Raw genomic sequence first — 12,538 nt, 5'->3', positions numbered from 1 at the left:
TTCTTTCTAAAAAGAACACGTCCCAAAATAGGTTCGGGGTGTCCCAAACTCGAACTGCCCTGTCCCCTTTTATATTCTCTTTACTACTTCCGGAGCACAAATCAGAAACCACGGCGTATACTTCTGTGGATTCTCCCTCATATCCTGCAGAAGTTCTTCTTTCTCCACCCACGCTGCCTCTTCTGCCTCCTCGGGATTCAGCTCAAAAGTTCCTCTGTATTCCCCGATTATTACATGATCGTATTCAAACTCTGTCACTCCGTAAGGAAAGCTGTAATAGTATACAAAGGAATGGATCTCCTCCAAATCCCCTGCTGTAATTTTCATTTCCTCCCAAAGTCTGCGCCTGGCGGCTTCCAAGGTTTCTTCGCCTGGACGGGGATGAGAGCAGCAGGTATTGGTCCACAGTCCCCCGCAGTGATATTTGTCTTTTGCCCTTTTCTGCAGCAGGACTCTGCCGTCTTTGTGCAGGAAGACGGAAAATGCCCGGTGAAGATTCGGTGATGCGTGGGCCTCGCTTTTGTTCATCTCTCCCATGGGGTTATCTTTATAATCTACTACTATTACCTTTGGTTCCATACTGTCTCTCCTCCCATATCTTTTTCTTGATTATATGATAAGGTTTCAGGAAACACAATCCTTTTTTCCGCTGTGGGAAAAATACCCGGAGAGTCCGGCCTCCTCTACCTGTTTTTGAATCAAAGACGTATCTGTGGTATAAAGCCCTTTATCTTTCATCCTCTGGAAATAACAGGAGCCGGAAAATGTATATTTTCTTTCCATCCCCTCGGGGGTCTCCATTTCCTGTTTTACAAAAGAAATCATATCTCCGATTGCCAGCGTATCCGGCAGTGTGATTTGCTGCTTCCCCTGTATCCTCCTCGCACAGTTATGTCCCGCCAGAACGCCTGTTACGATGGCCTCTGTATGTCCAACGAGAAGGCCTGCCTTTTCCCCTGCGCAGTAGAGATTGTCAACCCCCTCTACCTTCAGTGTATTGTCCCTGGGAGCCATGGCAAAGTAGCGCATCGAATTTCCTTTTCCCCCTGCATAAGGATCTTCAAACCTGGCGTTTTCAAACCCCGGGATTTTTTGCAGTTTTTCCAGAGGAAAGTAAGGCGTCATCAGCTTTCCATGCCCTGTATCCAATATTACCAGGTTTTCCCGAAACTCCGGCAGTGCGTACTGCTGGCAGGATTTTTTCTCAAGATGATCTTCTACCAGTTCTGGGGGAACGGGCACAACAGCCACTCCATCTCTTTCAAGAAGTTCCTGTATCTCCAAAGACAGGGATTCTTTATAAAGCTTACAGGAACCGCTCATAGATCCCACAGCCCCTCCTGGCCTTCTACCCATTTTCTCCTGCACTCCGGCCAGACTGGTAAGTGATACTCTCCCTCCAAAACTTGGGCAGCGAAGAATGCACATAGCACAGCCATTACCGTATTTACTGCAATTGTTCATTGGCCCGGCAGTTCCCGTTGCATCCACAAATCCGTCCCCGCTGTAGCAATTCCCTTCAGTATCCGTAACGTTTATCATCCGCCTGTCCTTCATCTCTGCATGAAGAACTCTGCTTTTGGTATAAATATGAATCCCCATATCTTTCAGAAAACGGGATACAGCTCCCGATATCTGCCCGATATCATATAAGTCCCCGTGTTCATGGCCTGGAAAACTAATATTTTTGTGCTTCAGGTTCTCTTCAATCACCTGGAAAAGTTCACCCCCTCCCATGGCAATCATTTCCTCAGCGGCAGTAAATCTTCCATTATTGCGCATGATCCCCCCCACGAGTCCGGTTCCCAGAAGCATGTCTGTGCGTTCCAGGAGAGTTACATCCACTCCTTCTTTCTTAGCCTGAACAGCCGCCGCACATCCTGACCATCCGCCCCCTGCGATGATTACTCTATTCATATCTCTTCTCCTCCTGCTATTTATCATGGTACGCAGAATCAAAAAAAGATATTCCCCGGGATAGGAATATCTTTAAGTTAAAGCAGATATTACAGCTTATCAATTGCCACAGTCAGTGCCTGAACCTGTTCTTCTGTTGTAGCCCAACTGGTACAGATCCGCATCCCGTATCTGTCTCCCTCCAGTTTTTCCCACAGGGAAAGTACAAATTCTTTTTCCAGCTTTTTAACCTGAGAATGAGTCAAAACCGGAAAAAGCTGATTTGCTTTTGTCTCAAACAAGAACGGAATCCCTTTTCTGACACAGGCTTCCCGGATACAGTCCGCCATTCTGTCCGCATGCTCCGCAATCTGATAGTAGATTCCATCCTCAAATAATGCAATAAACTGGAGCCCCAGCAGTCTTCCTTTTGCCAGCATCCCGCCCTTTTGTTTGATAAAATAACGGAAATCCGGTTTCAAATCAGTATTGGTTATTACTAAGGCCTCTCCAAACAGTGCCCCCTGCTTGGTTCCCCCGATATAAAAGATATCACATAATCTGGAAATATCCGGAAGGCTCACTGTGCTGTCCCTGGCGCAGATGCCGTAGCCCAGTCTGGCTCCGTCCAGATAAAGATACATCCCGCACGCCCGGCAGATATTGCTGACAGCCTCCAGTTCCTCTAAAGAATAAAGCGTTCCCGATTCTGTCGGATGTGACAGATATACCATCTTAGGCTGAACCATATGCTCGTGATTGCTGTCTTCCCAATGGCCGGTCCAGATCCTGTGAATCTGCTCTGCCGTTATTTTTCCGTCTTTTGATGGAACGGTTATCACCCTGTGGCCGCAGGCCTCAATGGCACCAGTCTCATGCGCCTGGATATGACCGCTCTCTGCGCTGATCACACCCTGATGAGGCCTGAGCACAGAAGAAACAGCTGTGGTATTGGTCTGCGTGCCCCCTACCAGAAAGTGAACGTCAGCCTCCGGTGCGCGGCACTCCCTGCGGATAAGCTCTCTTGCCTTTTCACAGTAGGGATCCATGCCGTATCCTATGGTCTGTTCCCAATTGGTTTTCTCCAGCATCTCCAAGATAGCCGGATGCGCCCCCTCATTATAATCACAGTTAAAATAAATCATCTTGCATTCCCTCCGGTATGGTATGGTTTTACGTTGTTTCTCTGATTATAGCAGACTTTCTATGGGAATCCAATTGCTGGCTTTCATTTACAACCTGTAAGATAATGTAGTAAAATGTATGTGTAAGGCTCCCCTCATGCACAATCACGGCAGGGAAGCCTGGATCATACATAACAGGGAGGTTATTCTATGGCCATTGTGGGAATTGATCTGGGAACCACCAATTCTCTGATTAGCGTCTATAAGGATGGGGAATGTATCCTAATCCCCAATCAATTTCATAAAACACTGACTCCTTCTGTGGTCTCTGTGGACGAGGAAGGAAAGATACTCGTAGGCCAGATTGCCAGAGAGCGCCTGATCACCCACCCAAAAGCCACTGCTTTTAGTTTTAAACGGCTCATGGGACAGAAGGAAGTATGCTGTCTGGGAGGAAAAAAATATCTCCCGGAAGAACTCAGCGCCTTTGTCATCCGCCAGCTTTTAGCTGATGCACAGTCCTATCTGGGAGAGCCTGTGGAGGAGGCAGTTATCAGTGTCCCCGCCTATTTCACAGATGAACAGAGGGTAGCCACGAAAAGGGCCGGAGCCCTGGCCGGAATACGGGTGGAACGCATTATCAACGAACCAAGCGCTGCCGCCCTGTGGGCTCGCTTCCAGCAGGGAATGGAAGACGCCGTATTTCTGGTATTTGACTTCGGCGGGGGTACACTGGATGTCTCAATTGTAGATAGTTTTGAAAATATTATAGAAATTCTTTCTGTTTCCGGAGACAATCATTTGGGGGGAGATGACTTTCAGGGTCTTCTCTCAGAAAACTTTTGTGCCGAGCATCACCTGTCTGCGGATAAGCTGGACCCACAGTCCAAGGCCCTGCTGCAAAAGCAGGCTCTCCTGTGCAAACACAAGCTGACAGAGCAGGAGGAAGCACAGATGAGCCTGCATCTGCATGGCTCAGACTATAGCTCCTCATATACCTGCCAAAAGCTTCTAGATATCAGCGGTCCTATATTTCTTCGGATGCAGGAGGTCCTCAGGCGGGCCATTGTTGACAGCAATTATACTCTGGAAGAAATCAGTCAGGTAATAATGGTAGGCGGCTCTAGTAAAATGCCTGTGGTACAGGGTTATCTGGAGCATTTATTCGGGCGCCGGCCCATTGTAGACATCCGCTGTGATGAAACAGTGGCCAAAGGCTGTGCTCTTGCGGCAGCTATGAAGTCCAGGGAGGAAGGCATAAAAGAACTTTTGCTCACCGATATCTGTCCCTTCTCAATCGGCACCGATGTGGTCAATGAGCAAAACCCGTCAGAACCTCTTTTTGAACCGGTAATAGAGCGGAATTCTACCCTTCCCTGCTCAAAAAAGAAGACCTTTTTTACTGCGCGGGACTTCCAGAGCTTTGTAAAATTCAATATATATCAGGGGGACTCCTACTATGCCAGGGATAACCGGAAACTATCAGAGCTGAAGATCTCTCTTCCTATAAGAAAGCAGGGCACCGTACCCATTGAAGTCCGCTTTACGTATGATATCAATGGAATACTCCAGACAGAGGCATTCGTGCCCATGACCCAAAAGCATGTACAGAAAGAGGTCATTCCCAAAGACAGTTATATGAGCGACACGCAGATAGAAGCCAGAATGAAAGAATTGGAAAAATTAAAATCAGCTCCCCAGGATCAGGCAGAGAATAAGATGCTGATGGCCAGAGGCGAACGCCTCTATGTGGAATGTGTGCAGGAACGGAGGGAATATGTCCGCAGAGCCTTAACTCAGTTCCAGTGGATGCTGGAGCACGGGTCCCACAGGCAGCAGCAGGAGGCACAGCAGCAGCTGAAAGATACCCTGGATGCTCTGGAATCAGAAGATCCCTTCCTGTATTATTATGAAGAGGATGGGTATGAGGAGGATGAAGATTGACAAACCCGTTTGATATTCTGGAAATCCTGCCTACCACTGATGTACGGCAGATAAAAAAAGCCTATGCCAGGCTGGCCGCTGTCTATCACCCGGAAGAATTTCCTGAGGAATTCCAGAGACTGCACGAAGCCTACGGGGAGGCTCTCAAAATCGCGAAATCAGGAAATATCCCGCCGTCCGCTCCTGCAACCGGCCATGCCCCTTCTGCATCTGCTCCCCGTAATCCACACCGCTCAGGAGGATCTTCCCCTGCGTCATCCGGCTTATATCATCCTGGAGCTGCAGGCGGAGATGCATCTTCTGACAGAGTGCCCTCCTTCCTATACCCTGCAGATGAGCCGGCAGATTCCTCAGAGGAAGACACCGGGGATATGTATAACTATGAGCAGCTTTTTGAACAGGAAAAGTTTCAGCGCCTTCGGCAGACGGCAGAGGCCGCAGAAGCTCTGGTTTCAGAAGCACGCTCCCTCATAGAGGATGCACGTACTAGATCCAATATAAAAGCCTGGAATGAATTCCTGAACAGCGCACAGTTCATCCGTCTGAAGGATACTCAGGTATTCCTGGACGCCTATGCAGATTTTCTCTCAGGATGCAGGCAGATGAAACGTCCGATATGGAAGCTCCACGACAAAGCCTTTCATATTTCCAGGTTCCAGAAGCCCCCCAGAGGAGCTTATGAAAAAATCTATGGGGTACTGGATTCCAGATATCAGGGGGTGAAGGTCAGATCCAGAGAAAATGCCTTCTCCGCCGGGGCTGTCATTCTTATGTTTGGTTCCGGGATCCTCCTGGGACGGGGAGGACATGGCAGCGAAGCCGAAATTCCGGTTTCTTTACTCGGAGGCATTCTTACCCTGGGATTCCTTGTACTTTTCGTCAGTATCCGTAAGCGGCTGAACATGGCGTATCGGAATGCTTTGTTTGCACTGCTTTTGATTCTTGTGAGTATCTTTGTTCTTGCAGGCAATCAGATTGAGGTTGGCGTCATGAGAAGCCAGTCTCTGGCCAATGTCTGCTATGGGGTACTCTGCTTTGGAATTTTTTATGGGCTAATTGCCGGAATATGGTCGTTGACAGTCTGGGTAAAAAACAAGAACAAGAGATTTTAGAGTTATAAATGCCTCTTACCGGTTACGAACCGGATAAGAGGCATTTATTAGTACTATTTTAATTTTCTCATAATATCCTGACTGTATGCAGTCAAAAGCCGGCCGGCCCGTTGTATCAGCTCATCGTTCATCCTGGGTACGGGACCGGATACACCCTATCTGTTATCTAACGTCATCTGCAGTATTTATATAATCTCCAGCGCAATCTTCATCATATCCTGAAATGTAGTCTGTCTCTCTTCCGGCGTGCAGGCCTCCCCTGTCACCAGGGAGTCGCTTACTGTCATCAGCGTCAGCGCCTCTACTCCATGTTTTGCCGCCAGTGAATACAGTTCGCAAGTCTCCATATCCACAGCCGCCACACCATAATCTGCCATCAGCTGTGTCTTTTCCTTAATCCTGTCATCGTAAAACTTATCACTGGTGAATACATTTCTTACCACTGCCGGCATCCCTTCTTTTACTGCCAGTTGATAGGCTGCGTCTAAAAGGGAAAAGCTGGCTGTTGGCGCAAAGGAAATGGTTCCGAAACGGTCATGATTCATATTAGAATCGGTGCAGGCTCCCAAAGCAATTACCACATCTTTTAATTTAATTTCCGGATGAATGCTTCCGCAAGTGCCCACTCGAATCAGACGCTTTGCACCGTAAAACTCCATCAATTCATTGGCATAAATAGACATGGACGGCATTCCCATACCAGTGCCCTGCACAGAAACCTTTTTTCCCTTATAGGTTCCAGTAAAACCATACATGCCTCTTACTTCATTGTAGCAGACAGGGTTTTCCAGAAAATTCTCAGCAATAAATTTTGCTCTCAGGGGATCTCCCGGGAGAAGGACCTTGTCTGCAATGTCTCCGGGGTTGGCTGCGTTATGGGGTGTACTCATAAGATTCCCTCCTTTTTCAGCTGTTCTGCCATCTGTTCCAAAGCCTGTTCAAAATTCCCCTCCAGAATAGGCATGGATGAGGAGAACATCAGGTTGATTGGATAGTTAAAATTCTCTACATCATTTCCATAGATATCTTTGTTATTCTTATCTTCCCCATAATGAGGAATCCGTTTTCTCATAATCTCTGTACTGTCCATATAGCCGAAGCATCGCTTGCCCAGCTGCCAGGCCATGCCGCACTCAAAAGAGGTATCGCTGTTAGGCTCCCAGCCATGGAAATCATTTAAATTTGCCAGGATGATGTCACAGTTGCGCACATGCTGCTGCCAGCGGTCAAAATCATTGTAGGCCTGAAGATAAGGATCCCTGCTGGTAATCCTCTCCACACCAGGAGCGTCATCTGCAGGGGTAAACACCTGAAGTCCATAGGACTCACAGAGGGCCTTTCTTTTTTCGTACAGAAGCTCAGCGTCACTGTCATAGCGCTCCGGTCCGGCAAGATAAACCACTGGTTTTTCCTGCTTTTCCAGGGTGGGGCCGGGTACAAAGGCTTCTTTTTTCCTGCTGCGGATCACAGACTCCTTCTGCTCCTCGTGTATGTCCAGCCTCAGCTGCTTCAGACAGTCACTATAATCGCCCTCAATTACCCTGCAGGAAGCCATCACACAGGGGGAGAAGGGAAGATCCTGGTAAGGAAGCACTCTGCCGTCGTGGTCATATACCACCCCGTCTTTGAGTACCGCGAGAGGGTATTTGTGAACCATATTTCTCAAATCTCTGGTGTATCCGTAGCAGCGGATCCCCCTGGCATAGGCCATGCCGATCTCGTAGATACTGCCTCCGTCCGGTTCACACCCCCGAAAGGTCTCCAGATCGGCTATAATCACGGTTGATGCATTCATACTTTTGGCGCAGTTCTCAAAAATCTCATCTGCATTCTTTCTCAGATCCTCATGTTCCAGATTCAGAGGATTATCGTTTGGAAGGGTAACCTCAAACCCATAATACTCAGACTCTTTCCGCATCGCCCCAAGGGAATCGTATCCATTTACATAAAAGCACTCAGGTCCGGCAATATAGATTGCCTCCCCATTAAATATTTCATACTGATGCATAGTCTCCTCCTATTTCAGTACCAGTTCCAGCAAAAGCTGCAGGAACCTTCCGCAGTCTGCCTTACAGCCTACCTGGATCAAAGGCAGGTGCTCCCATACAAAATGGTGGCGTCTGTCAATTACTGTCATTCCCAGTGTGAGTCCGTCTTTTGTCTCTACCCCTACATGAGCCTCCATGGTTTCTACAAGAGTAGGATCAATAGCATAGGCAACCGCCATACAGTCTATCACTGTACAGTAGGCGTCAAATCCTCTGTTCCGGATAAAATGGATGGCATTGAGAAGAAACTTTGCCTCTTTTTTATCACTCTCTTCCATTTTTTTGAGGTCATCATCGCTGAAGTCCACATCAAAATGGGTAGCTACGTCCAGTCCCAGAGCTACTAATTTTACGCCTGAATTATACACCAGGTCCGCCGCCTCGGGATCTACGTATACATTCCACTCACTCTGGGGTGTATCCCCCGTAGCGTTTAAGAATGCATACTTATTCAATCCGAACGAACCGGAGATTGCATAGATCGCCGGTATCATCTCCTTGATCTCCGGTGCCTTTATCATAGCGAGCGCGATATTGCTCATTGGCGCTGTGGAAATGATGTACACTTCATTCGGGTTCTCTTTTATAATCTTTATCATAAGATCTACAGCGTCAAGTTCGCTCAGCGGCATAGCCGGTGCCGGAAGGTGATTCTCTGCCTGTCCGTCGGTTCCGTGGGTAAAAGGATCCTTCGGGCATTCTCTGATAATAGGCTTTGCCAGTCCTCTTGCCACAGGAATGTCTGTACGCCCAAGCAATTCCAGTGTTTTTCTGGCATTTACGCAGGTGACATCAACCGGGTAGTTGCCGTTAACTGTAGTTACCGCCATGAGCTGCAGATCCGGAGATTTTGCCGCCATTACAATTGCCATGGAATCGTCCATACCTGGATCGCAGTCTAATATAATCTTTTTCATACCGCACCTCTTTCTTTATTTATTCATTTTACAGACGCACAAGCGGCTGTTTTCTTCTTTTTCCTGTACCAGTTCTATACATCTGGCTGTATTTTTATAAAAAACTCTCTCTTTCTGGGGCCGTCGAATTCCAGAAAATACAGATGCTGGGAGCCGCCGATAAGCGGTTTTCCTTCGTGAATGATAAATCCGTCAGATACCCCCAAGAGAGCAGACTTAATATGTCCCGCAGCATCCTGCGGGGTATCGTGCTGGTGTTTAAAGTCAATTCTTGTGGGAACCAGCCTTCGAATTTCCTCGTCCAGATCCACAAACCCATCCGGATCCCAGGGGGAAAATACAGCCAGCCCTGCCGTTGAATGAGGATTGTATACCAGACAAGTACCCTCCTGCACGCCGCTCTCCTCTACCGCCTGAATCAACTGTTCTGTAATGTCATGAACCCCGTTGTATACTGTCTCTAATTTATAATTCTTAAGCATTTGACTTCCCCCTATTTCACAATAATCTCGCTGTTTTTCACTCCTGCTCCTCCTTCTGCAAAAGACCAGTCCCCCTCGCAGCCCCGGCCGTACTTCTCACCTATCATCTCTGAGATATAACCGGCCAGCAGGCAGACAGGCGCAAACTGGGTCAGAGGCATATTCAGGGGATATTTGGGAGCGGGCACTTGTACATAAGTTCCCTCTTCTCCATTGAAATCCTCCTTGGTTCCATCCGTAACAACAAGAAGCGGACGATTCAGGACATTGGCATAGTGTACCATCTCTTTGGTTCTGCTCAGGCCTGGATTCGTCGTATTGCCCACCACAACGGTTCCCAGATTTCTGGCATCCCTTGCAAAGAAGTTGAGATGGAACCATTCCTCTGAATTTATATGCATAGCCACCTTTCCTGTGGCCTCCAGCATCTTGGCCCAGCCAAACCACGCAGCAGCATAGTCGAATCCGGCTCCCACAAAGTCATAGTAGGGAAAGTCCTTCCACTCCTCAGCTGCCTTCACACAAGTGCTTTCCATCTGAGGCAGAAGCTTTCTCAGTGCCTCTCCCTGTGCCCTCATGTCAAAACGATAGTCCATAGCCTGGTCCATGGTATAGCTGCCCCTCACCTCTCCAAAGCGGATGGCCAAAAGAAGAAGAGACATCACACTTACCATATAGCTTCTGGTTCCCGGCGCACCCTCAAATTCCGGGATGTTTAGTTTTAAGATTTTGTCGGAATGCATGCCGAGAGGGGATTTCTCATTTCCTGTGACTCCCAGCACATAACAGCCATGGAGCCTGGCGCGCTGTACGGCCTCTGCAACCCTGGCCCCTGTTCCGGAATTGCTCACCGCAATTACCAGGGGATTTCTGCAGTCAACCCCCATATGCTTTTCACAGTAATAGCGGCTCAGATCAATGGCTGTCACCACCTCTGTGGGAATTCCTGTGAGCATCTCAAAGATCGGTTTGGCGGCCAGAGATGCCGCATAGGAGTCACCACATCCTGTGAGTACAATTCTCTGGATATTGAATATCTCCTGGAAGCTCAGAACAAGCCTCGCTTTTTCTTCTAAATCGTCGTATTGTGTCTCAATCAGATCCGGCAGGCTGAATACCTGACGGCTCATTGGATTGTCATATTTACTCATAAATTTCTCCCTTATATCTTCCAAACAGTCTGTTTCTTTGTGTCCTGTTACCACAGCGTGGGATTCCAGTTTTTCTTCCCGGCAGCTCTCTTTTTCTCATCCATCTGCTGGAGCACTGCACATCCCTCCAGCGCAATATCAATGGCATAATTATGCCCTGCCCCTTCAGAGAAGGTCTCCCCCGTGCAAAGGTTATCTGCCACGGAACAAACAGATCCGCCTCTGCGGCCAAATAATGTCGACAGGGTAACAATAGCAGCAGATTCTCTGTCCCCGTTAAGCACCCCGGCACGGTTGTAAATCCCGGCAGTTTCTATGTTCCACGGCTGTAGGTATCCTCCCACACCCGGCCGGCCGCCACCCACAAAATCACTGTCCACAGAAAGGGTAACGCCCACATGGTAGGGAGCTTTTAACTCCTCCGCCGCAGCCGCCATAGCATTAATTACCTCATAGTGGCTGGCGGCCGGGTAGGCAGCGGGAATATATGCCTTTGTCATACCTTCTTCCCGCACCACGCCGCTGGCAATCACCACATCACCGGGATGTACCTGGTCTCCCAGGCCTCCGGAACCTCCGACTCTGAGAAAGGTGGAGGCATCTGTATATTCCATGAAATCATAGAGAATTAATTCCATCTCCGGAGAACCGCTTCCTCCGCTTACAACAGTTATCCGGGCTCCTTTGTATGTGCCGGAATATGTAGTAAACATTCCGGAATTGCCAATTAGCTCCGCATTCTCCAGACGGTCTGCAATTTTCTTAGCCGGGTCCTCATCATAGGCACACAGAGGATCCCTTACGGTAATCAAAACAAAGTCTCCTACCTTTGTATGATCGATCTGGGTAAGCGCGGGACGCCCCTTTATCACCAAACCCTTTTCCGGTACATTTTTATAATACTCATACTGCTCATGCATCCGCTGAATAGATGGTTTTTTTCGCATTTCATCACTTAACATGTCTGATCCTCCATGGATTTTAATAGACGGAGTGCTTCTTCTTGTTCCTCTTTTTGTATTCTTTTAGGCACTCCGTACTGAGATATACACATTGCGGCAGAAATACTGCCCATTCTTCCACATTCTGCCGGGGAATATCCCTGGCAGTATCCACATAAGACAGCTCCCGAGGAGCTGTTGCCTCCGCCTGTGGGATCCATTACCTTTACCCCCTGGCAGGAAGGTACTTCCACAGCCTCTTTCGGGGTAATCATGACAGCTCCCCTGGCTCCCTGACGCAGAAATACAAGCCTCAGATTCCAAGACTGAAATTCCTGTATAATATCTTCCTTCTTCTCCAGGCCGAGAAGCGCCCTGGCTTCTGTCATATTAATTGACAGTATATCCAGGCGGGATGCGATCTCCCTGACATGCTTCTTTTTCTCCAGGCAGGTGGCGTCATTGGCGATTTCCCACATTACCACCGCGGAAGATTCCTTCTTCATCTCCAAAATCTTCTCCCAGAAATCCGGGCTGTCGTTTTTAAAAATATAGATTCCTTTGGAAGCAGAAAAATAGGGTTTCAGATCCTCAGGGGTAATTTCTATTTTTTTGTAGTGGTCTGGTCCGTACAGAGGAGTCTCGGTCCGTTCTCCGTCTTCAAAGTACTGGATGACGGTATGAGGGGTTTTCTCATCTTTTACAAGAAGCCCCTCCATGGAGATCCCGTTTGTTTCATACCATTCTCCGTAGATCTCCCGGTAATCGGCCCCTACCCCCGTCGCCAGAAGAACGCTGTCACTCCACAGCTTCATACCGCACAGGGCGTAGATTCCGGCACCTCCGGCCACCTTTTCCACTGTTTTTCCATCTGAAAAGCGAATCTCGTCTGTCACTGCAGTTGATGCAACTATATAATCCAC

At 48.3% G+C, this 12,538-nt stretch carries 12 protein-coding genes; 2 read left to right on the top strand and 10 right to left on the bottom strand.

Annotation, left to right across the window (positions count from 1 at the left end; translation table 11 throughout):
• Nucleotides 1-69: 69 nt before the first annotated feature.
• From idi to ACGHCT_RS06280, 3 genes are all read right to left on the bottom strand, one after another.
• Nucleotides 70-579: an isopentenyl-diphosphate Delta-isomerase gene (gene idi / locus ACGHCT_RS06290; RefSeq protein WP_154257395.1), complete on the bottom strand. Its 510-nt coding sequence runs from the start codon at nucleotides 577-579 to the stop codon at nucleotides 70-72.
• A 45-nt stretch (nucleotides 580-624) separates the two neighbouring features.
• Entirely contained in the window at nucleotides 625-1,917 is a 1,293-nt protein-coding gene (locus tag ACGHCT_RS06285; protein WP_154257394.1) for an FAD-dependent oxidoreductase, read from the bottom strand.
• Between the two features lie 89 nt (nucleotides 1,918-2,006).
• Nucleotides 2,007-3,041, bottom strand: a complete 1,035-nt coding sequence (locus ACGHCT_RS06280; protein WP_226903063.1) for a low specificity L-threonine aldolase — start codon at nucleotides 3,039-3,041, stop codon at nucleotides 2,007-2,009.
• Nucleotides 3,042-3,230: 189 nt separating this feature from the next.
• Here ACGHCT_RS06280 and ACGHCT_RS06275 point away from each other — a divergent pair, with 189 nt between their 5' ends.
• Together ACGHCT_RS06275 and ACGHCT_RS06270 are read left to right on the top strand one after the other, a co-directional pair.
• A complete protein-coding gene (locus ACGHCT_RS06275; RefSeq protein ID WP_390438921.1) occupies nucleotides 3,231-4,964 on the top strand; it encodes an Hsp70 family protein in 1,734 nt (577 codons plus the stop codon).
• Nucleotides 4,961-6,076: a J domain-containing protein gene (locus tag ACGHCT_RS06270; protein WP_390438919.1), complete on the top strand. Its 1,116-nt coding sequence runs from the start codon at nucleotides 4,961-4,963 to the stop codon at nucleotides 6,074-6,076. Before ACGHCT_RS06275 ends, ACGHCT_RS06270 begins: the two co-directional genes overlap by 4 nt.
• A gap of 185 nt (nucleotides 6,077-6,261) precedes the next feature.
• On the opposite strand, the gene deoD is transcribed toward ACGHCT_RS06270, so the two are convergent.
• The 7 genes from deoD to ACGHCT_RS06235 all read right to left on the bottom strand — a co-directional run bounded on the left by deoD (nucleotide 6,262) and on the right by ACGHCT_RS06235 (nucleotide 12,538).
• The gene (gene deoD / locus ACGHCT_RS06265; protein ID WP_154257390.1) at nucleotides 6,262-6,966 is read right to left on the bottom strand and encodes a purine-nucleoside phosphorylase; all 705 of its coding nucleotides are present in this window, start codon (nucleotides 6,964-6,966) and stop codon (nucleotides 6,262-6,264) included.
• Nucleotides 6,963-8,084, bottom strand: a complete 1,122-nt coding sequence (locus ACGHCT_RS06260) for a nucleoside 2-deoxyribosyltransferase (protein ID WP_390438917.1) — start codon at nucleotides 8,082-8,084, stop codon at nucleotides 6,963-6,965. The genes deoD and ACGHCT_RS06260 overlap by 4 nt, the downstream gene beginning before the upstream one ends.
• A gap of 9 nt (nucleotides 8,085-8,093) precedes the next feature.
• Nucleotides 8,094-9,041 (bottom strand): nucleoside hydrolase, encoded by a 948-nt coding sequence (locus ACGHCT_RS06255; RefSeq protein ID WP_154257389.1) that lies wholly within the window; start codon nucleotides 9,039-9,041, stop codon nucleotides 8,094-8,096.
• Nucleotides 9,042-9,115: 74 nt separating this feature from the next.
• Nucleotides 9,116-9,523: a secondary thiamine-phosphate synthase enzyme YjbQ gene (locus tag ACGHCT_RS06250; protein ID WP_072849004.1), complete on the bottom strand. Its 408-nt coding sequence runs from the start codon at nucleotides 9,521-9,523 to the stop codon at nucleotides 9,116-9,118.
• Between the two features lie 11 nt (nucleotides 9,524-9,534).
• Nucleotides 9,535-10,674: an SIS domain-containing protein gene (locus ACGHCT_RS06245; RefSeq protein WP_390438915.1), complete on the bottom strand. Its 1,140-nt coding sequence runs from the start codon at nucleotides 10,672-10,674 to the stop codon at nucleotides 9,535-9,537.
• A 47-nt stretch (nucleotides 10,675-10,721) separates the two neighbouring features.
• A complete protein-coding gene (locus ACGHCT_RS06240) occupies nucleotides 10,722-11,636 on the bottom strand; it encodes a nucleoside phosphorylase (protein WP_390438913.1) in 915 nt (304 codons plus the stop codon).
• Entirely contained in the window at nucleotides 11,630-12,538 is a 909-nt protein-coding gene (locus tag ACGHCT_RS06235; RefSeq protein ID WP_390438911.1) for a carbohydrate kinase family protein, read from the bottom strand. Before ACGHCT_RS06235 ends, ACGHCT_RS06240 begins: the two co-directional genes overlap by 7 nt.

Source organism: Lactonifactor longoviformis, from assembly GCF_042848515.1.
GTDB lineage: Bacteria > Bacillota > Clostridia > Lachnospirales > Lachnospiraceae > Lactonifactor > Lactonifactor longoviformis.
The sequence above is the reverse complement of the archived record's forward strand: the minus strand, read 5'-3'. Positions and strand labels throughout refer to the sequence as shown.

Coding starts and splice junctions, on each gene's coding strand:
- ACGHCT_RS06240 (WP_390438913.1), bottom strand. CDS start 11,636: ATGTTAAGTGATGAAATGCGAAAAAAACCATCTATTCAGCGGATGCAT.
- ACGHCT_RS06250 (WP_072849004.1), bottom strand. CDS start 9,523: ATGCTTAAGAATTATAAATTAGAGACAGTATACAACGGGGTTCATGAC.
- idi (WP_154257395.1), bottom strand. CDS start 579: ATGGAACCAAAGGTAATAGTAGTAGATTATAAAGATAACCCCATGGGA.
- ACGHCT_RS06285 (WP_154257394.1), bottom strand. CDS start 1,917: ATGAATAGAGTAATCATCGCAGGGGGCGGATGGTCAGGATGTGCGGCG.
- ACGHCT_RS06280 (WP_226903063.1), bottom strand. CDS start 3,041: ATGATTTATTTTAACTGTGATTATAATGAGGGGGCGCATCCGGCTATC.
- ACGHCT_RS06260 (WP_390438917.1), bottom strand. CDS start 8,084: ATGCATCAGTATGAAATATTTAATGGGGAGGCAATCTATATTGCCGGA.
- ACGHCT_RS06275 (WP_390438921.1), top strand. CDS start 3,231: ATGGCCATTGTGGGAATTGATCTGGGAACCACCAATTCTCTGATTAGC.
- deoD (WP_154257390.1), bottom strand. CDS start 6,966: ATGAGTACACCCCATAACGCAGCCAACCCCGGAGACATTGCAGACAAG.
- ACGHCT_RS06245 (WP_390438915.1), bottom strand. CDS start 10,674: ATGAGTAAATATGACAATCCAATGAGCCGTCAGGTATTCAGCCTGCCG.
- ACGHCT_RS06255 (WP_154257389.1), bottom strand. CDS start 9,041: ATGAAAAAGATTATATTAGACTGCGATCCAGGTATGGACGATTCCATG.